Below are 21,665 nucleotides of genomic sequence, written 5' to 3'. Positions count from 1 at the left end.
CCCTCCCGGTTCCTGATTTCAAAATGCTTCCATCTAAAGTATGACCAGGAGACAGGCATAAAATCCGCGCCAGTCATGTCCCCGCCGAGACAAGCATAGATTGAAGCAGAGAATTCTATGAAAAGGGGGCCCCCACCGCATGCTTGCCAGCAAGAGCTTATTGACCCGGCCCATCGTCAGCCTTGACGAGGGTCAAAGACTGGGAACTGTTCGCGGATTGGTCGTCGACCCCGAGGCCTTGGAAGTGGTCGCATTGCAGGTGGACCAGAAGGGCCTCTTTCGCGAACAGAAGATCATCCCCTATACGAAGGTGCATTCCATCGGCGACGATGCCATCGTCATCGACCGCTCCAGCCAGGTCCAGCGGGCCACAAACCTGCCCCACTTGTTCGAACTGATCAAATCGAAAACGGTGATCATCGGCAGCAAGGTCCTCACCACCCTCGGCCAGAAGATCGGGGTGGTTGAGGAGTACTACTTTGATCGCCGCACCGGCAAACTGCTGACCATCGAGATCCGGGGCCACTTCGGTGAGGGCTGGTTCAACAGCCGGGCGCTCCTGCCGGCCACGGCCATCCGCACCATCAGCCCAGCCATGGTCCTCGTCTATGAGGATGCCCTCGATCAGTTGACGCCTGTGGAAAGCGCCTTTGAGGGCACTGTCAAAAAAGTGAGCGAACAGACGGATCGGTTCTGGACCTCCACGGTCAGCCTAAGCAAGGAGTGGGGCAGCGCCATCGGGCGGGCCATCGGCCTTGATGACCGAAAAAAGGGACCAGGCGACGATGAGCCTGAACTGAGCCCCTGGAAGGCGCCTGACTATGCCGGTCCGGCGCAATCCGTTTCCTCGGCTTCCTCCGTCCCGGCCGCTGACCCAACCCTTACGACCGCTGCTCCCGCTACTGCCGCCGCTCCCGTTGCAGCCGCCGCAAGCGCCCCGACATCTCCGATTTCCCCCGCCGCTGCTCCAGCCGCGCTGGTCGCTCCGGCGCAGGCGGAGCAAGCCTCTGCACCGATCGACCTGGACCTGACTTCAACTTCCGTGGAGACAAATTCTCTTTCCCAGGAGGCTGATCAGACCACGGCTACCGGCATCAACCCCTCGGAGGCTCCACCGGCGCTCGCTGCTCCGGCCCATGAGCAGCCATACGATTCGCCGGCAGCCCGGGAAGCGGCCACAGCCTCCGACTTCACTGCTCCCCCGTCACTGGCGCCGGAAGCTGGGTTGGCAACGTCCGCTCCTTCGAATCCTCCCCCCAGAAAGGACAGTTAAACATGGAAAAAGCGAGCGAACCGGGAAGCGGTTTCGCTCGCTTTATTCTTTATGTTTTTGCTGACTCTAGTAGCCCCAGTCATGAATCAGCCAGGGGCTTTTGGCTGTCTCTTTGGTCAGAAGATAGTCCCAGGCGTTTTCGGTCCCTTCTTGGAAGCATTCGCGGCAGTTGCGTTACCGTCATGCGATGCTTGAAAGTGCCGCTCATTCAACCGCTTTCCTTGGTCAACATCCCGTTGTGTCACCTTTTTCCCTGCTTCCATAGGCTTTATCCCTTCTAGCGCCTGCGGGCCTTCCGCTGCGACACACCACAACTTCTGCTTGACACCGCCCTGGGGAAGGCTGGTGTTCTCAACAACGATGACCTTATCGCCGGAGGGGGACAGGGCAAAGGAATCAATCGAATGAAAGACAGGGCTGAACGGCTTCGTTGCGCCTGTTTTCAGGTCCATGAGGACCAGTTGGGGCAGGTAGTTTCCAGGCTCGCCCGGCTGTAAAACCCCTGAATAGATGATCTGCTCGTCATTTTTGCCCAACCGGGGCTCCCTCTTATCGCCCTTGTCATCAATCGTTTTGATTTGATGCTTCGCCGTATCGACCAAATAAGCAGCCGGCTCGCCGACAACATGCCTTCCACAAAGGATTCCCACGCTGTCCTTCAACCAATAAGCGTAGGAGAGGTCGTTTACCTCAAAGTACTGCGCCCCAGATCCATCAGGCTTGATGACTCCGACACCGCCATAGCCTTCGTATTCAGCCCTCCTGTAGAGGATTTTTTGATCGTCGTAGGACCACCTGGGAAATACGGGCGCTTCCAACCGCATCCCCGGCCCCCGGTTTGGCACACGCCGCCATTGGCCCCGTTCGTCTTCGACCCATTCCTTGCGTTCCAACAGCAATCGCGGCTGCTGAAACTTCGCATCGGAAACGTACAGGCCCTCTTTTCCGATATAACAGACCTTGTCTTCCCTGTAAGAGATGTCTGGTTGAGTGACCCCCTTGGGAAGGGGGATCTCCTGATGAATCGAGGGGTCCTCTGTATTGAGCAGGAGTATTTTTTCTGCGGTGAATAGAGCCGCCCGTTTTTCATTGAGCCTCTTTACGCGAAGGTCGTCCCTCGACGTCTTTCCTTCGAACAGGAGCCATCGTTTATTGCTGCTCAGGTCATAGGCAAAGACCTTGATGATCTCGCTGTCTGCTTCCTGGATACCGACGGCCAGTCTCTCCTCGCTCATCCATTCGGCGAGGACGAAATAATCGGTCGACTCTCTGACAAAATCAATCTCTACAATCGCCGGCTGCCCTTGTCGATTCCCGTCAGCACCCGCGCCGGAATGATCCACCTGCGTCCCTTTGGCCGTCGAGAGTCCGCATCCGGCCAACAACAGCGAAATTCCCATCATCAGCCATAGAACAGAAAAGGCGGCTCTTCTTCTCATACAAAACCTCCGCTGATATAATATTTGGATGTATAAATTATACCTTATTGCCCGCGTATTCCAAGAAAAAAAAGACACTGCTTACCAAGCGAAGCAGTGTCCTTCATTATTCTCGTCTTTAATGCGAATGATTATATTTTTCCTTCCTGCCTTAGTCGAAAAGCTTGCTGACCGACAGATCCTCGTGGATGCGGATGATCGCCTCGCCGAGCAGCGGCGCGACGGAGAGGACCTGGATCTTGTCGATCCGCTTTTCCGGCGGCAGGGGGATCGTGTTGGTCAGGATCATCTCTTTGATGGGCGAGTTCTGGATGCGCTCGATGGCCGGTCCCGACAGGACGCCGTGGGTGGCGCAGGTGTAGACCTCGCGGGCGCCCCGCTCCAAGAGGGCCTTGGCGCCGTTGACGATGGTGCCGGCCGTGTCGATGATGTCGTCGGTGATGACGACGGTCTTGCCTTCAATGTCGCCGATGACGTTCATGACCTCAGAGACGTTCGGCTCGGGGCGGCGCTTGTCGATGATGGCCAGGGAGGCGCCGATCCGTTCGGCCAGGTCCCGCGCCCGGGTCACCCCACCCAAGTCCGGCGAGACGACAACGATGTCATGGAGCCCCTTGTTGAGGAAGTACTCGGCCAGGATGGGCACACCGGGCAGGTGGTCGACGGGGATATCGAAGAAGCCCTGGATCTGGCCGGCATGGAGGTCCATTGTGACGACGCGGCGGGCGCCGGCGGCCGTCAGAATATTGGCCACCAGTTTCGCCGAAATCGGCGCCCGGGCACGCACCTTCCGGTCCTGCCGGGCGTACCCATAATAAGGTAGAACAGCGGTGATCCGCCGCGCTGAGGCGCGGCGCAAGGCGTCCACCATGATCAGCAGTTCCATGATGTTTTCATTGACAGGATAGCAGGTCGGCTGGACGACGAAGACATCGGCGCCGCGGACACTCTCATCGATCTCCATCTGAATCTCGCCGTCGCTGAAGCTCTTGACCTTCGCCGCGCCCACCTGGACCCCCAGGTATTCGGCAATCTCTTCAGCCAGCGCCGGGTTGGCGTTACCCGTGAAGATTTTTAATTTTTTATTGAAAAAGGACATGGTGGCACCTCCTGATGGGTTTAGCCGTTTTCCGTGCTGTGCGCGTCACTGCGAGCCCTTGTGCTTCCGGCCGAGAAAGTTCTCTTTGATCTTCATGTGGGAACGTTCCACCGCCAGCGCGCCGGCGGGGACGTCTTTGGTGATGGTCGATCCCGCCCCGATCAGCGCATGGGCGCCGACGGTGACCGGCGCCACCAGGTTGGTGTTAGAACCGATAAAAGCTCCGTCTTCGATGGTGGTGACATGTTTATGTTTTCCGTCGTAGTTGCAGGTGATCGTGCCGGCGCCGATGTTGACGCCTTCGCCGACGGTGGCATCGCCCACGTAGCTGAGATGGGGCACCTTGGAGCCCTTGCCGATGACCGACTTCTTGATCTCCACGAAGTCGCCCACCTTGACCTCCTCGGCCAGGCATGTCCCCGGGCGCAGGTAGGCGAAGGGGCCGACGGCGCAGTCATCGCCGATCCGGCTGTCGAGCACGACCGAGTTTTGGATCACTACATTGTCTCCGATCCGGCTGTCACATATCCGCGTCGCCGGACCTAGCCGGCAGCCTTCGCCGATGACCGTCTCCCCTTCAATGATCGTCTGGGGATAAATGATGGTATCGGCGCCGACGGCCGCCTTGGAGTGGAAAAACACCGATGGGGGATCGATCAGGGTCACGCCGGCGTCCATCCACTTGCGGCGCATCCGGTCCTGGAGGACCGACTCGGCTTCAGCGAGCTGCACCCGCGAGTTGATCCCGAGGATCTCCCTTTCGTCCTGCAAGGTGTGGGCGACCACAACCCCGCCCCGCTGGCGGAAGATGGCCAGCACATCAGTCAGGTAGTATTCACCCTGGGCGTTGGCCGGGGTGATCGCATCAAGGGCGGCGAAGAGGGCCGCCCGGTCAAAGCAATAGGTGCCTGCGTTGATCTCCCGGATCGCTTTTTGCTTCTCGTCGGCGTCTTTTTCCTCGACGATGGCCGTCACATGGCCGGCATCATCCCGAAGAATCCGTCCGTACCCCTTCGGGTCGTTGATCACCGCTGTCAACACGGTGCCCATGGCCCCCGACTGTTCGTGGGTCTCCCAGAGGGCCGACAGGGTGGCGCCGGTGAGCAGCGGCGTGTCACCGCAAAGGACCATCACCGTCTCCACTTCTTCGGGTACCTCGGGCCGGGCCATCATGACCGCGTGACCGGTGCCCAACTGTTCCTGCTGCCAGGCATAGCGCGCCCGGTTCCCTAGGCGCTGCCGCACCGCTTCTCCGCCATGACCGATGACGACAACCGGCTGCTCAACGTCACAGTCGGTGAGGGCATCAAGGACATGACAAATCATCGGCTGGCCGGCAACCTCATGAAGCACTTTCGGCTGGCGGGATTTCATGCGGGTCCCTTTCCCTGCAGCCAGGACGACAGCCGTCCGCTTATGCATTGATTGCGCCTCCTGTTATGGCTTGCGTCTCTACCATTCCATGCTCTCACAAGAATATGCAAAAGCCGAAAGTCCCCGTCTACTATTCCACATCAAGGGGCCGTTTCCTTTCATGTCACTTAAAAATCTTGTCGACGAGGTGAACCACGTGGACCTGCTCGTCCTTCACCCCAACCGGCTGTCGGCGCGGCGCCTAGCCGACGCGCTGGGCTGCAGGCATGGCCTCGACTGTCCAATCCCGCCGCCGGAGGGGCTGATCCGTTTTGGCGCGGCCAAGGGAGTGGAGGGGAGCCGGTTCACTGTCAACCCTCGCGCCGCCGTCATAGCCCTGCGCGACCCGGCGGCGCTCTACCGGCTTCACCGTCTCCCTTACGGGGCGCGCAAGGGAGCCGGGCGGACCTTGACGATCCATGTCGTCGACGGTCAGGTAATCGCCCTTTCGAGCAGCAACACCTTTTCCCGGTTAGAACGACAAAAATGTATGGGCATGGCCCTGCGGGCGCTGTACCTGGCAGGAGCCGATTTCGGCGCCGTCAGCCTGGCTGTGCCCGTCCGCGGCACCCCCCGCGTGACCAAGGTGACGACGGCGCCGCTGCTCACGCCAGAACTGGCTGCGGCCTACGCCCGGGCGATCATACCACTGATCGAGAGGAAGCGTGGCGGATCGGAACGGTGGGAAATCGCGGCGGATCCGGCGTCCGCAACAGGCGAGGCGTCCGTTGCGGACGTCATGCTTGGCGCAGATCCGGAGTTCATGTTCAAGCACAGCCGTTCCGGCAAACTCGTCCCAGCCAACCGTTTTTTTCAAACAGACGGACCTATCGGCTGTGACCGGCGCAAAGCCATCGCCGAGATCCGGCCCGACCCGAAGACAGCGGCGCGCGACCTGACCCAGGCCATCGGCGCCCTGCTGGCCGGGGCGGCTGCAAAGGTGCGCAAAAAGCCGGTGCGCATGCTGGCCGGCGCCATGCCCTTATCTCAGTTTCCCATCGGCGGGCACATTCACTTCGGCGGTCTTCCGCTCACCTTCCCCATCCTGCGCGCCCTCGACAATTACCTGTTGATCCCGCTCTTTCTCGTCGAACGAGGCGATGCAGCAATCCGGCGGCGCAAGTATTACGGATATATCGGTGATGTGCGACTCAAAGGACCGGGCCGCTTTGAGTACCGCTCCCCTTCCAGTTGGCTCGTCTCGCCGGCGATCACCCTGGCCACCTTAAGCCTGGCCAAGTTGATCGTCGAACAGGTCGTTCTCCTGCCCCGCAACCTCTTTTCCGACCGCGAGGCCATTGAGGCCTTCTACGCCGGCGACAAGGAGTACTTCCGCCGCCGCGTCGCCGGGCTGCGCCAGGATCTGGAGTCTCTCCCCGGTTATGGGGCGGTGGCCGGCGACATCTCGCCCTTATGGCGGATGATCGATGAAGGCCGGGAGTGGGACGATGAAGCGGACCTGCGCCAGGTCTGGCGGATCGAAACGTAGGGTTTGATCCGCTGGCTGGATATCGTCCATACAGGCTGTTACGGGATCATGACAATCTATCAGGGCATGCAAAAAAGAGATGCACTTGGCATCTCTTTTGCTTATGTGGCCATGCGTATATATTCAAGCAAAGAAATTATGCAATCGCACTGGCAACGGCGTCCTGATAGGCGTTCAGCACGGCAACGGAAATCTGTTCGCGCGCTTTCGCCGAGATCGGGTGGGCAATGTCGCGGTATTCCCCTTCCGGCGTCCGCCGGCTCGGCATGGCGACAAAAAGCCCCTTTTGTCCTTCAACCACTTTTACGTCATGGACGACAAAGGCGTTGTCGAAGGTGACGGAGACAATCGCTTTCATTTTACCTTCCAAATTCACTTTTCTGACGCGGACATCGGTGATAGTCATGCTCTCACCACCTTCCTTAGCACACCCATGGCTATTCTCATGTATTATTCGACCTCTGACAGTTAATACCTTCTGGTCATGGAAAACTTTTTTTAAGATTTTGTATCTCTTTTGTTCAATACCCTTTCAAACCGTTTTCACTGTTCCTCCGGATGTCATCGCCTCTAGACATCGGTGACGCCGAATCCCCGCTCGGCCAGTTGCGCCCTCAATTGCCCGATATGTTCCTGGTCCCTCGTCTCTAAAGCGACGATCACCTCGGCCTGACTGAGGGACAAGCCGGGCCGCAGGCGGTCATGGATGACGGTGATGATGTTGGCGCCGCCCCTGGCCACCTCGGCCAGGAGGCTTTGCAGCGCGCCGGGACGGTCGGGCAAAGTGGTGCGGAACTCCCAGCGCCGGCCGCTCTCGACGAGGCCGTGCTCGATGATGCGGGCGATGGCCGAGATGTCGATGTTGCCGCCGGAGAGCAGCGCCGCCCATCGCTCCCCCCGCCGGCCGACGCGCTCCTCCAGGAGGGCCGCCAGCCCGATGACGCCCGATCCCTCGACGACCAGCTTCGAGCGTTCCAGCAGCAGGGTCACCGTCTTGGCGATCGATTCGTCATTGACGGTGATGATCTCATCGACGAGACGTTCAATGAGGCCGAAGGTGAGGTTGCCGGGGCAAGAGACGGCGATGCCATCGGCGATGGTGGCCTTGCAGGCGACGACCGTGTGGACATGCAGTTCCTTGGAGAGGGCCATGGCCGGCGCCGACTCGGCCTGGACGCCGACGATGCGCATCTGAGGATTGTGGCTTTTGACGGCCAGCGCCAGGCCGCCGGCCAGGCCGCCGCCGCCGATAGGGAGCACGATGCCGTCAAAGGCGCCGATCGGACGCATCTGTTCCAGGATCTCCAGCCCGAGCGTCCCCTGGCCGGCGATGACCTGGGGGTCGTCAAAAGCGTGGATGAAGACGGCGCCGGTTCGATGCATCAGTTCCTGTGCGTGATTGTAGGCTTCGTCATAGAAATCGCCATGGAGGATGACCTGGGCGCCGTAATCGCGGGTGGCTTCCACCTTGGCCAGGGGCGCCCCTTTGGGCATGACGATGGTCGCCGGCACACCGATCAGGGATGCGCCGAGGGCCACTCCCTGGGCATGGTTGCCGGCAGACGCGGCGATCACCCCTCGCGCGCGTTCCTCTTCGGTCAGGCTGAGGATCTTGTTCATGGCGCCCCGGATTTTGAAGGAGCCCGTCCGCTGCATGTTCTCGCATTTCAGCCAGACATCACGTCCGCTGAGGCGGCTGAAGGTGGCTGACCGCTCGAAGGGGGTGTGGTGCAGCTTGCCTTTCAAACGCCCGGCGGCAAGGCGGATGTCTTCCAGGGACAGCGCGTTCGCTTGCCTCGCTTCCGGCGACATGGTCGACATCCCCCTTTTCCCGGTGGTCTCTCTGTCGTCATCCTATCCTACCGGTTCTATCATACGCTATATTTTCCAGCATTGACCACAGGCTATGCATCGCCCTAAAAAGTGCAAGGCCCCCACCGCCGCTTCCCCGGCGATAGAGGCCTCGCATCAATCTTCCGGCGAACCGGAATGAGCGGTTGGATTGGACAAGACGGCAAACTTTCGCTTTCCCCGTGTCAGGTCCTTGGGAACCAGGTTTTTCAACTGGCCCAACAGTCGATTCTTGTGGTCCATCTCCTGCCCGGCCAGGTCGTAAAACAATTCGGCCGCATCATCGAGGCCGTCTTTTTTCGCTTCGTCGGCAAACTTGCGGTAGTTGTAGTATGCCGCCTGCTCGTAGACGAGGGCTTTCAGGATGTTTTCCTTCGTGCGCACCGTGACTTCCGCCTCCTTGTCAGGGGAATGAGGCCACCTCCCGTTTCGAATCTGTGCCCCTGTAAACGAAAAAGCAGGGGATATTCCCTGCCCTCAGCGCCGGTCGGGGCCGGACAAAAATCGGCACTGCCGCCCTTTAGCATTCTTTTTCCAGGAGATCGAGTTCCCCAACAACGATGACATCGGTAAAGCGGGTCAGTTTGACGATCAGGTCGGCAAAGACGAGCACATCGGCGGGGGTGCCTTTGCGGCCGTTGATGATACACTCGTCATTGCGGTGCAGGATGACATCGAAGCGGACATTGCGAACGAGCACCTCGGCGTCTTCCACCTCTTCGGCCAGTTCCGCCGGCGTCAGGGACGGGCAGAACTCATGGAGTTGGATGATCTTCGTGAAGGTGCCGGGAACGACGCGGACCGCCCGGTTGCCGGAGGCGTCTTTCACCAGGAAGACCAGGTCGAACTTGAGGGTGATCGTCACGTTGCCGGTCAGGTTGACGGTGACATCTTCTTTGCGGTTGAAGTCGAAGATGATGTTTTCGATGGCTACGATGGGGTCGCAGTCAATGTTTTCGAGGCAGATGCGGAAGGGGATAATCCGGCTGGGATTGGCGGGATCGGTCGCGAAAAAGATCGGCTCATCGCGCTGAACATTTTTCGCCACCACGACTTGCGCAAACAGTTCGATGGTGCCGTTTTTGGAGTCCATTAAGCATCCTCCTTTTTCTTGTTTGCCTCCAGGGGTCATTTCCCGGCCCAAGCCGGCTCGCCACATAGTATGTTGGAACCAAGAAATGGGTGAACCGCCACCGCTCTTTTTTTGCCGGGCATGGTGTTTTTTTCTACCCCATTGTATGAAGCAGCCGCCCTTTTGGTGAGGATGCAGGCATGGAAAGGCGGGATATGGGACAGGTTTGTCACTTCTTCGCTTTATCAGGTTTTCGATGCGCTTTCTCAACTCCCGCCATGACCATCGAGGCCCCGAGGCCGACCTCTCGCCATTCGTACAGCTTGAGGTTCAAGGGACCCACAGCGGACAGGCGAATCTCCAGGTTCCCTTCCCGCCGCTGCCAGCCGTGCACATGGCAACGGATCGCCCCGACGCGGGCCTGCCCGTCCCACAGCGCCGGGTCAGCCACCGCCTCCCGGTCTGCGAGCAGGTCGCGCCAGGGGCGCTCCCAGCAGCAACGGTGGTGGAAGGGAATGAGAGAGTATCGGCCCCGCTTCGTCCGCAAGACGATGGAAAGGGCGATGTTTAGATCGACCCGGACCTGTTCCCGCTCGAAGGTCCAGGCAGACCCGCGATACTCGGCTGTGACGGTCGGGATATGGGGTTCACCGGATTCTCCGTCAGACGCTTCGCCGGCATCTCCCGCCAATGGAAGACGGATAACTGCCGGATCTCTCTTTTCTCCGAAAACAGAAAAAACCAGCGGCTCTTCCGGCGCGTCATACCGTCCTGACAGGACTTGCAGGCGCGCCGGAATCACCCCGGTTCTCCCTTTTGCTTCCATATTCAATTCACCACCCTGTCCGGTTCTACCCCAGTATATGAACCGGCAGGGGCGAAGGGTCCCTGAATCCGCGAAATCTCCGGTATGCTAACGTTGCCGGTGGTAAACAGGGGCGCCTTTAGCTCGATAACCCGGCCAGACATCGCCGGACCAACTCCAGGTCGGACGGTTTGTCCACGTCGATGCCGAGTTCCGGGCTGTTCGATAGAACGCCGACGGCGCGCAAATGGAACAGTTCGGACACCCTGGCCTCCACCTGGGTGATGGTCAACTGCCGGAGGAGAAAACGGATGAGAAAGGGCCAGCCTAAGAGGCGGCTTAGGGCCAGCGGGCTTTTGCGCAGGCGGACAAAGCGCCGGGCACGCGTCAAGGCCCTAGGAATGACGGCCGGACGAACGAGAAACAGGTTTCCGCCGGTCACCCATCCCTCTTGGAGGCGCACGTAGGTGCGCCGGACATCGGGATATCGCCGTTCACAATCCTCACGCCGGACGACAGGGTAGAAGACATCGCCTTCCCGAGACCGGCAGGCATGAAGAAAGGCCTCAAGGACTTGTGGCGTGAGCAGCGGCAGATCGCCGGTGACGACCAGGAGCTGATCCGCCGGAACAGCGAGGGCCGCCAAACCGCATTGCAAGCTCTCGATGGGGTCTTTCCCGCCGGCGACGACGGTCACCCGGTGATCCTCAAGATAATAGTCGCTCAAAGTCAGCGGTCCGACGACAACGATGCGGTCGATCTCCCGGCAATGGCGCAAGGCCTGTACGACGTAATCGACCATGGGACGCCGCCCGATGGGGATGAGGGCCTCCATGGACGCCTCATGGCAGGAACGGAGCCGCCCGTTGTTCGGACCCGCCGCTAGGACCAAGGCATCCATGCCGCTCCCACCTCCCGGCGGTTACGATTGAAGTGTAGATGACGATGGCAGTATGGACTACGATTGCAGTTTCTGCTTCACCACGCCCATCGCTTCCAGCATGCTGTTCTCGGCGTTCTCGATGTGCTCCCAGGCCAGCGACTGGGCCAGGGTAACGTTGCGGTCGGCGATGGCCTCGACGAGCTTGCGGTGTTCCTCCCAGGCCTCGCGCATACGGCCGGGGTGGCTGAGGGAGGTGGTGCGGAACCGGCGCAACTGCTCGCGCAGGTTGTTGATGATCTGAACGAGCCGCTGATTCCGGCTGGCCCGGTAGACCATGTCGTGAAAATCGATGTCTGTTTCCACCAGATCATTGAGGTTGTCCTCTTCAAAGCAGGACATGGTCTTGACGAGGAGCCGTTCCATCTGCTCCGTCTCGTCTTCGGTGATCCGCTGGGCCGCCAGGCCGGCCGCCAGCGATTCCAGGGCCGCCCGCAATTCAAAGACATCGGTTATATCTTTGACCGAAATATTGGAAACATAAGCGCCCTTGCGCGGAACCATGACAACAAAGCCTTCCAGTTCCAACTTGCGGATGGCTTCGCGAACCGGTGTCCGGCTGACGCCCATCTCCTCGGCCAATTGGATCTCCATCAGCCGTTCCCCCGGCCGTAACACCCCCGTGATGATGGCCTCGCGCAGGTTTTCAAAGACGATATCGCGCAGGGGGCGGTAGTTGTCCAGTTTTATCGGCAACAGTCGACGTTCCATTCGTCGGCCTCCTCTCGCTCCAGCGTCCGGGCGGTCAATACCCGGTATTGTTGCGGTCCCCACTGTTCTTCCATCGCTGCGGCCACCGAACGGGCCGTCGCTTCCGATGCGGAAAAACCGAGGATGGTCGGTCCGCTCCCTGACATGAGCGCTCGATCACAACCGAGGCGCGTCAATTGCGCTTTGATCTCTTTGAGGACCGGGTGCCACTCCAAGGTCACCTTTTCCAGGTCATTGCCGAGCGCCGCCAGCAGGTTGCCGTAGTCGCCGGTCTTCAAAGCCTCGATCATGCGGTAAGAGGCCGTGCCGGGCGGCGTCGTCTCCGGTGTCATCGCCTCCGGCCAGGGCAGCCGATCGGGCAGGGCCGGCGCGCCTAACGCTTTGTAGACCTTGGGCGTCGAGGCGCCGAAGGGCGGCTTGACCAGGACAACCCAGAAGGCCGGCGCAGGGGGCAATCTATGTACGATCTCACCCCGCCCCGTCGCCAGGGCGGTCCCTCCGCGCACCAAAAAGGGGATGTCCGATCCCAGGCGGGCCAAGAGGGCTTCCATCTCTATATCACTCCACCCGAGGCGGAACAGGCGGTTCATGGCCTTGACCGTCGCTGCCGCGTCAGAACTGCCGCCGGCCAGGCCGGCCGCCACGGGAATCACTTTTTCCAGTTCGATGTCGACGCCGTAGGAAAGGCCGGCGGTCTCACGGACGAGCTGGGCAGCCCGGTAGACCAGGTTATCCGCATCGGGCGGCGCCTCCTCGGTCCCGCCGGCCAAACGGATCGCCGAATGGCCCTCATTGACGTCGACAGTGACCCTGTCGACGAGGGATATGGTCTGCATGACCATGACCACTTGATGGTACCCATCGGCGCGGCGGCCGAGCACATCGAGGGCCAGGTTGATTTTGGCTGGCGCCAGCAAAGGCAAGATCGGGAACCTCTCCTTTCCCCAGGTCTGATTCCCCTCTTAATTCCGCAAAGGACCACGATTTTCCTTTATTTCGACAACTTCCACCATCGCAAAGAGGCGGGCGTTTTCAGCGTGACCCCGCTGAGAAACACTTATACGGCGCAACGAGAATAAGCCTCACCGCCCGGCCTCCGGTCCGGAAGTGAAGCGTAGAATTTCCGCAGGGCGGTCATCGCCGCCTCACCCGCTTGGCCTTCGCAAGTGAGTGATCCCGCCCCGCCCTACAGGCCTATGCGGCGGCTTGAAAAAGTATGAAAACGCGAAAAGACGCCGCTCGGAACGGCGTCAACCTCGATCAAAATAGGAATTAGCATGGGATGGGATGGGATGGGATGGGATGGGATGGGATGGGATGGGATGGGGCTTTTGAAGGATTGCTTCCACCTATATTGTAACACGAATCACAAGCGTTGGACATACCCCAGAGGATGATCGCTGTCACTTTTTTGTCGAGCCATCGCGCGTATAATGAGTTCCAACACGACGCGGAGGTGAGCCCCATGACGGAACGTCTTCAACCCCGCCGGCCGCCTTTTGATGTCACTTCCTGCCGCGGCAGCGCATCCTGCGCAGGCGACGCTCCCGGCCGTGGCGGCGGCTGCCCCCATATGATTTTGGACCCCGGCGATCTGGCGGGGCGCATCTCTGTGCTGCTGCGCCGGCGCCTCAACGCTCACCAGTCGCATTCGGCCCATAACGTCCTGCGGGTCGCTCTCTCCGGTTGCCCCAACAGTTGCTCCCAGCCTCAGATCCGGGACTTCGGCCTGCAGGCGCGCTCACCTGTGGAGATCACCGAAAGCCCCTGCCTCTACTGCGGCGCCTGTATCGACGCATGCCCGGAGCGGTTCGTCGAATTGACGGACGCTGGTCCCCGTTTTTCCGACGACTGCCTTTCCTGCGGACGCTGTGTCAAGGCCTGTCCCTCAGGCACGTTGCGCAACGGCGCGCCGGGCTGGACCCTGCTGGCCGGCGGCAAACTAGGCCGCATCCCCCGACTGGCCGTGCCGATCGGCCATTATCTGGATGATGACGACGTCATGGAGCGGATCGAGGCCATCCTCACCGCGTACTTAGATGCGGATGAGGGCGAAGAGGCGGAAAAGGACGATACGGAAAGGAGAACGGCGCAGCGCGCGCGAGTAAATCCGAGGAAACCGGGAGAGCGCCTGCGGACCTGGCTGGACCGGACGAAATGGGCGGCCAATCTTCCAGCCGTTACAGGCAAGGTTCTAGCGGAACAGACAACCGACTTGCGAGGGAAACAAAAAACAAGCCTGGGATAGGCAAGCGGATCGATAAAAACACAAGGCCGCCCCGTACCCTTTGCACCAGATATTTCATATATTTCTAGTGCTAAGGCAATCCAATGCTTGAAGGGGTGCGTTTTCCGATGACTCATCAGGAGCCCTATGGCTACAGGTATCCCTATCCCGGCGGTTGCGCCTATTCCCCTGCGCCCGGGTGCGATATGCCGAGATACGCCACGCCCGACTGTAGACCGGCCTGCCCTACGGCTGTTTATCCCCTGCCGGGGAGCGGCTACATGATGCCAAGCTACCCTAGCCCCGGCTACGCGCCGGGCTATACCGGCGCCCAACTCCGGGCTCAAACCCTCTCGGCGATCGAACCGGTCGTCCAGTACGGCCTGCGGGAAGCCCAAGTCACCTCTGTTCCCCACGCCATGCGCGAAGCGACCGCCATCACCCTGCTGATGGGCCGGGGCTACGACTCCCGTACCGCCCGCCAGATCGTAGAGTCCTGGGAAATCGACGAACGGCTTCCTCGGGCGCGGAGCGAAGAGTAGCGAACAGTATAGAACAATGGGCGTCATACAACAAATAAATAAGAAACGAAAAAACCCGCTACAGTGCCAGCGGGTTTTTCCTTTCAACAACAAACCCGCCGGCGCACCCATGGCGTCAGCGGGTTATTCGATCACACTTTTTTGTCGATGAGAGAGCCTACATAATCGCGGATTTTTGCCAGGGTGTCCAGGAACTCCTTCGGCGGGAATGTCTTTAACACCTTGTCGTTCCGGTGGTCATAGACCTCCACCATCAACTGCTCCGCTTTTTCGTGCCAGCGGAACCGGAGATCCGTGTTAATCGACTGCAAAAAGGCATTCGTCTCTTCCATCTTTTTCGTCAAGGCGTCTTTCGAGATAGGTGCCGGTTGGAGGGACTGGGCGGGCTGGGACTGGGCTGTTTGGGCGGCTTGGACGGTTTGCGCGGCTACAACCGCTTTTTCGGTTTCGTCCTCCATGACCGCCGCTGTAGCGGTCTGGACACCGTTCTGCATTGCCGGCGACCCATTTGGCGTGGCATTGGACAAAAAGGGCGCCGGCGCGTTAACGCTCTGAATACTCATGGTTAGCCCCCCATCGGCAGGAAATTGCCCCTCAAGATGTATGTGGGGTTTTATTCTACACCGTGCTGTAAAGTCCTTCACACATCACATATAATTCTATTTAAATTTCTTATTAATTATCAATGGAAGCCCATTGATTTGTATACAGTACAGTCAAATTAGTTAAGTTATTTATGTATTTATCAAAGACAGTAGATTGCTCAGGCATTCCGAGGTCTGCTTACTCACCAAAAACTTTTTTATTAATTTCCCGTATTTCCCCTGTCGAAACACTTTTTGTGTTTAATCTTTCCTTTTCCAGCACTTTTTCTATCTCTTCTCTAAAATTCGGCCTTTCAATCACATCTGTTAAGCCCCTCAAGGCGCTTTTATACTTCCCTTCCCCGTCTGCTTCATATTTTCCCTGAATCATCCCCGTTAAGACATAGTAACTTTCGTCATGATTAGCGACATCGCTATTATCTTTTGACAGAAACAATATGACCTCCTCACCTTTTGAAAAGTCAGGATAGCCGTCTGATGTGACTTTCGTTGTCGGTGTTTCTCCCTTATCAATCCTTACCGCAATCTGCTGGGTATCGTACGGCGTACCTTTGAAAACCTCTTCCACATGGATAAAGACATCCGTCTGCAAGATATTCCTTATATTTTCTCCCTTTTTAAAATCCGGATTGCTCCATTTACTCGTGCCAACGTCTTTGACTGTACCCTTGATTATTACTTCAGATTTAATCATTAATTCTTCTTTGGTTCTTTGCGGAAATGAACCGGCAACTTTCATCACCTTACCATTTAAAACTGGGGGAGAGTCCGGCTGCCCGTGTAGAATGATACCGAAAAAGCCAACCAGCGTTGACGCGCCAAGCGCAATGAGCGCTTTTTTCATGGTCCCCCCCATTTCGTTGCAAATTGAAACGACTCGCGGTTTTTTCGTCTCACGGTTTTATCGTCTCAAGCTTTCCAGGTCGACGATGATGACCGATGATAACCGCCGGCTGACAAAAAAAGTATAATTCAATCCCCACCCTGGCAACAAGGTGGGGACGATTTTATGCGTACGATTCAATAAATCCGTCTGGCGTTCCCCCAGCGAAAACAGCCCCGTGTCCTGATCCCGCCGATCCCTTCGGGGCCGCTGATGGTATTGGCCAGGACATCCTGGAGTTCGACATACTCATGGACGGGGGTATAAGCCAACTTCTCGGCGATCAGCACCGGATCGAGGGCATGAATCATAACGCGGTCAGGCGAAGAGGCGTAATTGGCGCCGGCTTTCAGAAGGGCTTCAAAGTTGGACTGGCAACCGCCAGCGAAGATGACCAGTTCGTCAGGATCCTCAACGACCTTGCGCGCCGCATGGACGGCCTCGACGAAATGGTGGGAGTTGCGGTAGGACTCCGACGCCCCGGAATCCTTCGCCTCCTTGAGCAGGCTGTCATGACCGGTGATGATCAGGATGTCTGGTTTGTAGCGTTCCAGGTGGCGGCTGACCACATCGGGAAAGTGCCCTTCGGGGTAACAAAAGCCGCGGGCGCGGATATTCAACTGTTTGTACGTGTCCAGGCACAGTTCCAGATACTCCTCATTTCCATCGATGTGCAGCACCGAACCCGGCATCTGGTAGGCCAACTTCCGCTGCTGATCCCGCTTGGGATCGTCATCAAGCGGGAGCGTGGACACCTGTCGCCGGTCCACCAGGCGGGCGACCCGCTTGTAGTTCTGCAATAAGACCCGCTGTTTATATCTAAATATCTCTAACAGCGGCGGTGTGTCGAGGTCGCTCACAGGCGCGTCCGCCTCAAGCCGCATATCGAGTCCCAGCAGCCGGGCCTCCGGCTCCTCTTCCCCCGGCCAGATTTCGGCGATGCGAAAAAAGATGTCGTTCCCATATGAATGGCGGGTCACGATGGTCCCGACGCGCAATTCCTCCATTTCGCTGCATCTCCCCCATTTGCTACGCTCATACTCTACGTCAGTAATATGAGTATGGGGAATTATCGGGGAAGGTGCAGGGAAAATGGGGGGAGGGACTAATTGCTAGGGGAGGGCATTCCCTAACCCAAAAGTAAAAAATTTCAGCGATATAGCATTTGTTTTATATAGTCAAAATAACCAAATACACGTAGAATATATTTACAGAAGCGCCAATCCCCTGCCGTCGGACGGACATACATGCAAATAAACTGGGGCTCTTTCAAAAGCCTAACGTTATCTTTCTAACCTTCACCAGCTCTATCAGGTAATTGCACAGGATTTAAAAACAGCAGAAACACGTGCAATTCTACGCTTATCTTATTTATTAAAAAAAAAGGGGTGACAAGGTGATTAACTATATTGATTCACTTGCTTTATCAGTCTACTCGAACAGAGGAATTTACGCTTTACTACTTGGTTCTGGCATATCTAGGTCCGCAGGAATTCCTACTGGTTGGGAAATTACTTTAGACTTGATTAGGAAAATAGCCACAATGCAAGGTGTAAAAGAAGTCCCTGTTCCTGAGAGATGGTATAAAAAAGCTTACAATAAAGACCCCGATTATTCAGAACTACTCGACACCATTTTTAAGTCACCCGTGGATCGAGCTTTAATGTTGAAGAAGTATTTTGAACCGAACAAAGAAGAACTCCTTCTTGGATTGAAAGCGCCAACACAGGCTCACAAATCCATAGCGAAATTGGTAACCCTTGGCTTTATCCGTGTCATTGTAACAACAAATTTCGATAGACTTTTGGAGAAAGCTTTAGAAGCAGTAGGTGTGTATCCGTCAGTAATCGCTTCCCCTGATGCAGTTGAAGGCGTGTTACCGATGACTCATTCTCAATGTACTTTATCGAAACTCAATGGAGATTATCTAGATACTCGAATTAAAAATACTCACAGCGAGCTTGCCGCTTATGATCCAAGAATAAACCTTTTATTGGATCGCATCTTCGACGAGTATGGCCTCATTGTTTGTGGATGGTCAGCTGACTGGGACACAGCTCTACGAGATGCTTTTGCTCGTCGAAAAAAGAGTCGCTTTTCCGTTTACTGGACTTATCGTGGTGAAATTGGACCTACCGCAAAATCTCTAATTAATAATACAAATGTTAATTCTTTAGAAATACGTAACGCAGATTCGTTCTTCCAGTTACTCTCTGAAAAGATCGAAGCGTTAGAGGAAATTAATAAACCTCACCCGGCTTCAGCCAAAATAGCAACATCGATCTTAAAAAAATATTTAGCGGAAACAAAATACCATATTCGTCTTCACGACTTTGTGTCCCAAGAAAGAGAGAGCGTGTATGAACTATTGTCTGGGGGATTATTTTCCTTTGACATAGGAAATTCATTACGAGAACTCCGAAAAAGAATGCAGCAATATGATAGCGCAACTGAAATACTGCGAACAGTGATAGGGACAACTTTGAATTATATCCCTCATTGATTTTGATGTATTCAGCAGGTGTGGCTTCCATCGCCGCAGGAAAGTACAATACCCTAAAATCCCTTTTTGATAAACCCCGTTACGTAAAACCTTTTAATAATCTTCCTGTCTATATAGCATCTTCCTTAGCTATACACAATATTAACCCAAAAGATTTAACGGACATCTATTCGTTTACGCCCATAAACGACTATCTTTATCAAATGATTCGTTTTTCTCTAAAAGACCTTATCCCCCAAGACGATCGATTTAATGATGCCTTCAATCGATTTGAATATTTCCTTTCACTTGTTACCTTAGATTACAATTTGACTTTCAAACATATTAAATCAGCCCCCGTTGGTCGTTATGCACTACTTAACCAGTTTCATCGGTTCATTGATGCAATACAGTTAGAAGCCGAAAAGGCGGCGACCTCTTGGCCACCTTTTGTAGCTGGTTTTTTCGAAGGATCACTTGAAAAGTATAAAGAAATGCATAAAATACTCCGCTCGGAAATTCTGGAGGTTTTTTATATGAGACAGTTAGCTCCAAGTATATTAAAATAATTCAATACTTATAGTTCTTGGGAAACTGATTATACCGTTGAAAAATGTCTAAAAAAACACCCGTTATTGGAAAGGCTCCAGGCACTATTCTTATAGTAAAAGTACTCTTACGTCTAGCACCCTCGGCATTGGGAAATTTACCTTGCACAAAACTTGCATGACAAGCATACCAAGAAGACCACAGCCACCCTTCCCGGGCGACTGTGGTCTTCTTAACGATTGTCGCTTTTTCAACCAAACTTAGTGACTGTGCACCACACTCGAACTGGCGCTGCTGCTGGAATAGCTGATGCTGGAGAGGCCGCCGGCCTGCACTGCGAAGTCGGGGTAGCCTTCTTCGCCGTGTTGGGTGATGTCGAGGCCGGTTTCTTCGTCTTCGACGGTGACGCGGGCCTTGAAGATGGCGTTGACGATCATGTAGATGATGAATGTGCCGACAGCGGCGAAGACGTAGCTGGCGCCGACGGCGATGAGCTGTTTCACCAGCAGTTCGGAACTGCCGTAGAGGAGGCCGTCTGCACCGGCCGAGTTGACGGTGGTGGTGGCGAAGATGCCGGTGGCGATGGCGCCGAAGGTGCCGCCGACGCCGTGGATGCCGAAGGCGTCAAGGGCGTCGTCATAGCCGAGGCGGGGCTTGAGGATGACGGCGAGGTAGCAGATGACGCCGGACATGAGACCGATGATGATGGAGGAACCGGCGGTGACGAAACCGGCAGCCGGGGTGATGGCGACCAGGCCAGCGACTGCGCCGGAGGCGGCGCCAAGAACGGTGGGCTTGCCTTGGCGGATCCATTCAGCGAAGATCCAGCTCAGGGCGGCGGCAGCGGCGGCAGTGTTGGTGGTGACGAAGGCGCTGCCGGCGAGGCCGTTGGCACCGAGGGCGCTGCCGGCGTTGAAGCCGAACCAACCGAACCAGAGCAGGCCGGCGCCGAGAACGGTCAGGGGCAGTTGGTGGGGAGGCATCGGGGTGGTGCCCAGGCCGCGGCGCTTGCCGAGCAACATGGCCAGGACGAGACCGGAGACGCCGGAGCTGATGTGGACGACGGTGCCGCCGGCGAAGTCAAGGGCGCCCAGGTTGCGCAGCCAGCCGCCGAGGCCCCAGACCCAGTGGGCCAGCGGGAAGTAGATGACGGTGATCCAGATAGCGGTGAAGAGCAGGAAGGCGGAGAACTTCATCCGTTCGGCGAAGGCGCCGCTGATCAGGGCGGCGGTGATGATGGCGAACATCAACTGGAACATGGAGAAGATGGAGTGGGGGATGGTGGCCGAGTAGTCGGGGTTCGGGTCGGGTCCGACGTTGTTGAACATAGCCCAATCGAGGGAGCCGATCATCCCATTGTTGTCAGGACCGAAGGCCAGGGAGTAGCCGTAGAGCACCCAGATGACCGAGACGAGGCAGATGATGATGAAGCTGTGCATCATCGTGCTGAGGACGTTTTTCTTGCGGACCATGCCGCCGTAGAACAGGGCCAGACCAGGGGTCATCAGCATGACCAGGGCGGCGGAGACGATGATAAAGGCGGTGTCGCCGGTGTCGGCTTTCGGCGCTTCCGGAGCGGCAGCCGCGTCAGCGGCGGGGGCGGCGGTCGCAGCAGCGGCTGCGGTGGCGGCAGGCGCAGGGGCGACCTCATCGGCGAAGGCGGGGGCCAGGCCCAGGCAGGTCACCGCGAGCAGCATCAGGATGGCGAACAGGGCGATGCGCTTCATAATAAGTCCTCCTCTTCTATACCACTTGCTTTTTTTGGCTTGTTTTTATGTCTGGAGAAACACATAGGGCTCCCGAAGGAAGTTTTACCTCTTCCCTCGGGAGCCCCTATGCTCCCCTAGGCAACCGTGCGGTTCGTCCGAACCGGATAGACCTCTTCCCTGGGATATCCTTAGAGCGCCACATCGCCGGTTTCACCGGTGCGGATGCGGACGACGTTTTCAATCGGCGATACGAAGATTTTGCCGTCTCCGATCTCCCCGGAACGGACCTGGTCGGTGATCACCTTGAGGAGCTCGTCAACAAGTGAATCGGCAACGACGACCTCGATTTTGACCTTGGGCAGCAGGTCGATGGTGTACTCGGAACCGCGGTAGAAGCCTTTTTTGCCTTTCTGCAAACCGCAACCTGCCACCTGGGTGACCGTCATGCCGCGAACCCCGATCCGGTTCAGGGCCTCTTTCACTTCATCCAGTTTCGTCGGGCGGATGATCGCTTCGATCTTCTTCATTGAACCTTCACTCTCCTTACTCACTCTTTTGTCGGCGCCCTTCCGGTTG

General features: G+C 57.1%; 22 protein-coding genes. 6 read left to right on the top strand and 16 right to left on the bottom strand.

What is annotated here, in order from left to right; all coding sequences use genetic code 11:
• The first annotated feature begins 139 nt into the window (after window positions 1–139).
• Window positions 140–1,273: a PRC-barrel domain-containing protein gene (locus GTO91_RS06160; protein WP_161256431.1), complete on the top strand. Its 1,134-nt coding sequence runs from the start codon at window positions 140–142 to the stop codon at window positions 1,271–1,273.
• Between the two features lie 116 nt (window positions 1,274–1,389).
• Here the strand turns inward: GTO91_RS06160 and GTO91_RS06155 are convergent, their stop codons facing one another.
• The 3 genes from GTO91_RS06155 to glmU form a co-directional block, all read right to left on the bottom strand.
• Window positions 1,390–2,712, bottom strand: coding sequence for a TolB-like translocation protein (locus GTO91_RS06155; RefSeq protein WP_161256428.1), 1,323 nt, complete (start codon window positions 2,710–2,712; stop codon window positions 1,390–1,392).
• A gap of 151 nt (window positions 2,713–2,863) precedes the next feature.
• Window positions 2,864–3,811, bottom strand: a complete 948-nt coding sequence (locus GTO91_RS06150; protein ID WP_161256424.1) for a ribose-phosphate diphosphokinase — start codon at window positions 3,809–3,811, stop codon at window positions 2,864–2,866.
• A 45-nt stretch (window positions 3,812–3,856) separates the two neighbouring features.
• Window positions 3,857–5,233: a bifunctional UDP-N-acetylglucosamine diphosphorylase/glucosamine-1-phosphate N-acetyltransferase GlmU gene (glmU, locus tag GTO91_RS06145; RefSeq protein ID WP_161256421.1), complete on the bottom strand. Its 1,377-nt coding sequence runs from the start codon at window positions 5,231–5,233 to the stop codon at window positions 3,857–3,859.
• A gap of 112 nt (window positions 5,234–5,345) precedes the next feature.
• Between glmU and GTO91_RS06140 the strand changes: the two genes are divergently transcribed.
• On the top strand, window positions 5,346–6,713 hold the full coding sequence (locus GTO91_RS06140; RefSeq protein WP_161256418.1) for a putative amidoligase domain-containing protein: 1,368 nt from the start codon (window positions 5,346–5,348) through the stop codon (window positions 6,711–6,713).
• A 136-nt stretch (window positions 6,714–6,849) separates the two neighbouring features.
• On the opposite strand, the gene spoVG is transcribed toward GTO91_RS06140, so the two are convergent.
• From spoVG to ispE, 8 genes are all read right to left on the bottom strand, one after another.
• On the bottom strand, window positions 6,850–7,119 hold the full coding sequence (spoVG, locus tag GTO91_RS06135; RefSeq protein ID WP_161256415.1) for a septation regulator SpoVG: 270 nt from the start codon (window positions 7,117–7,119) through the stop codon (window positions 6,850–6,852).
• A gap of 164 nt (window positions 7,120–7,283) precedes the next feature.
• Complete coding sequence (ilvA, locus tag GTO91_RS06130; protein ID WP_161256412.1) at window positions 7,284–8,525, bottom strand: threonine ammonia-lyase; 1,242 nt, start codon at window positions 8,523–8,525, stop codon at window positions 7,284–7,286.
• 156 nt (window positions 8,526–8,681) lie between these two features.
• A complete protein-coding gene (locus tag GTO91_RS06125) occupies window positions 8,682–8,948 on the bottom strand; it encodes a ferritin family protein (protein ID WP_161256409.1) in 267 nt (88 codons plus the stop codon).
• 136 nt (window positions 8,949–9,084) lie between these two features.
• Window positions 9,085–9,657, bottom strand: a complete 573-nt coding sequence (locus tag GTO91_RS06120; RefSeq protein WP_161256406.1) for a hypothetical protein — start codon at window positions 9,655–9,657, stop codon at window positions 9,085–9,087.
• A gap of 208 nt (window positions 9,658–9,865) precedes the next feature.
• On the bottom strand, window positions 9,866–10,462 hold the full coding sequence (locus GTO91_RS06115) for a hypothetical protein (protein WP_161256403.1): 597 nt from the start codon (window positions 10,460–10,462) through the stop codon (window positions 9,866–9,868).
• A 118-nt stretch (window positions 10,463–10,580) separates the two neighbouring features.
• Complete coding sequence (locus GTO91_RS06110; RefSeq protein ID WP_161256400.1) at window positions 10,581–11,342, bottom strand: nucleotidyltransferase family protein; 762 nt, start codon at window positions 11,340–11,342, stop codon at window positions 10,581–10,583.
• Window positions 11,343–11,399: 57 nt separating this feature from the next.
• A complete protein-coding gene (locus GTO91_RS06105; protein WP_161256397.1) occupies window positions 11,400–12,092 on the bottom strand; it encodes a GntR family transcriptional regulator in 693 nt (230 codons plus the stop codon).
• Window positions 12,068–13,015 (bottom strand): 4-(cytidine 5'-diphospho)-2-C-methyl-D-erythritol kinase, encoded by a 948-nt coding sequence (gene ispE / locus GTO91_RS06100; protein ID WP_170294122.1) that lies wholly within the window; start codon window positions 13,013–13,015, stop codon window positions 12,068–12,070. The genes GTO91_RS06105 and ispE overlap by 25 nt, the downstream gene beginning before the upstream one ends.
• A gap of 542 nt (window positions 13,016–13,557) precedes the next feature.
• On the opposite strand from ispE, the gene GTO91_RS06095 reads away from it, so the two are divergent.
• Both GTO91_RS06095 and GTO91_RS17810 read left to right on the top strand, forming a co-directional pair.
• On the top strand, window positions 13,558–14,340 hold the full coding sequence (locus GTO91_RS06095; RefSeq protein ID WP_161256394.1) for a 4Fe-4S binding protein: 783 nt from the start codon (window positions 13,558–13,560) through the stop codon (window positions 14,338–14,340).
• Window positions 14,341–14,447: 107 nt separating this feature from the next.
• Window positions 14,448–14,861: a hypothetical protein gene (locus tag GTO91_RS17810; protein ID WP_207708976.1), complete on the top strand. Its 414-nt coding sequence runs from the start codon at window positions 14,448–14,450 to the stop codon at window positions 14,859–14,861.
• A gap of 131 nt (window positions 14,862–14,992) precedes the next feature.
• On the opposite strand, the gene GTO91_RS06085 is transcribed toward GTO91_RS17810, so the two are convergent.
• From GTO91_RS06085 to yabG, 3 genes are all read right to left on the bottom strand, one after another.
• Window positions 14,993–15,424 carry a flagellar protein FlaG gene (locus GTO91_RS06085; protein WP_161256392.1) on the bottom strand — a complete coding sequence of 144 codons (432 nt, stop codon included), beginning with the start codon at window positions 15,422–15,424 and terminating at the stop codon, window positions 14,993–14,995.
• A gap of 220 nt (window positions 15,425–15,644) precedes the next feature.
• Entirely contained in the window at window positions 15,645–16,310 is a 666-nt protein-coding gene (locus GTO91_RS06080; protein ID WP_161256388.1) for a hypothetical protein, read from the bottom strand.
• 176 nt (window positions 16,311–16,486) lie between these two features.
• Window positions 16,487–17,356 (bottom strand): sporulation peptidase YabG, encoded by an 870-nt coding sequence (yabG, locus tag GTO91_RS06075; protein ID WP_161256386.1) that lies wholly within the window; start codon window positions 17,354–17,356, stop codon window positions 16,487–16,489.
• 389 nt (window positions 17,357–17,745) lie between these two features.
• On the opposite strand from yabG, the gene GTO91_RS06070 reads away from it, so the two are divergent.
• The gene (locus GTO91_RS06070; RefSeq protein ID WP_161256385.1) at window positions 17,746–18,852 is read left to right on the top strand and encodes an SIR2 family protein; all 1,107 of its coding nucleotides are present in this window, start codon (window positions 17,746–17,748) and stop codon (window positions 18,850–18,852) included.
• A 20-nt stretch (window positions 18,853–18,872) separates the two neighbouring features.
• Window positions 18,873–19,400 carry a hypothetical protein gene (locus GTO91_RS06065; protein ID WP_161256382.1) on the top strand — a complete coding sequence of 176 codons (528 nt, stop codon included), beginning with the start codon at window positions 18,873–18,875 and terminating at the stop codon, window positions 19,398–19,400.
• 240 nt (window positions 19,401–19,640) lie between these two features.
• Here the strand turns inward: GTO91_RS06065 and GTO91_RS06060 are convergent, their stop codons facing one another.
• Together GTO91_RS06060 and GTO91_RS06055 are read right to left on the bottom strand one after the other, a co-directional pair.
• A complete protein-coding gene (locus GTO91_RS06060) occupies window positions 19,641–21,107 on the bottom strand; it encodes an ammonium transporter (protein ID WP_161256379.1) in 1,467 nt (488 codons plus the stop codon).
• Window positions 21,108–21,277: 170 nt separating this feature from the next.
• The gene (locus tag GTO91_RS06055; protein WP_161256376.1) at window positions 21,278–21,616 is read right to left on the bottom strand and encodes a P-II family nitrogen regulator; all 339 of its coding nucleotides are present in this window, start codon (window positions 21,614–21,616) and stop codon (window positions 21,278–21,280) included.
• Between the last annotated feature and the right edge of the window lie 49 nt (window positions 21,617–21,665).

Origin of the sequence: Heliomicrobium undosum, assembly GCF_009877425.1 — a bacterium.
Lineage (GTDB): Bacteria > Bacillota > Desulfitobacteriia > Heliobacteriales > Heliobacteriaceae > Heliomicrobium > Heliomicrobium undosum.
Note: the sequence above shows the minus strand (reverse complement) of the source record. Positions and strands in the feature narration are given on the sequence as shown.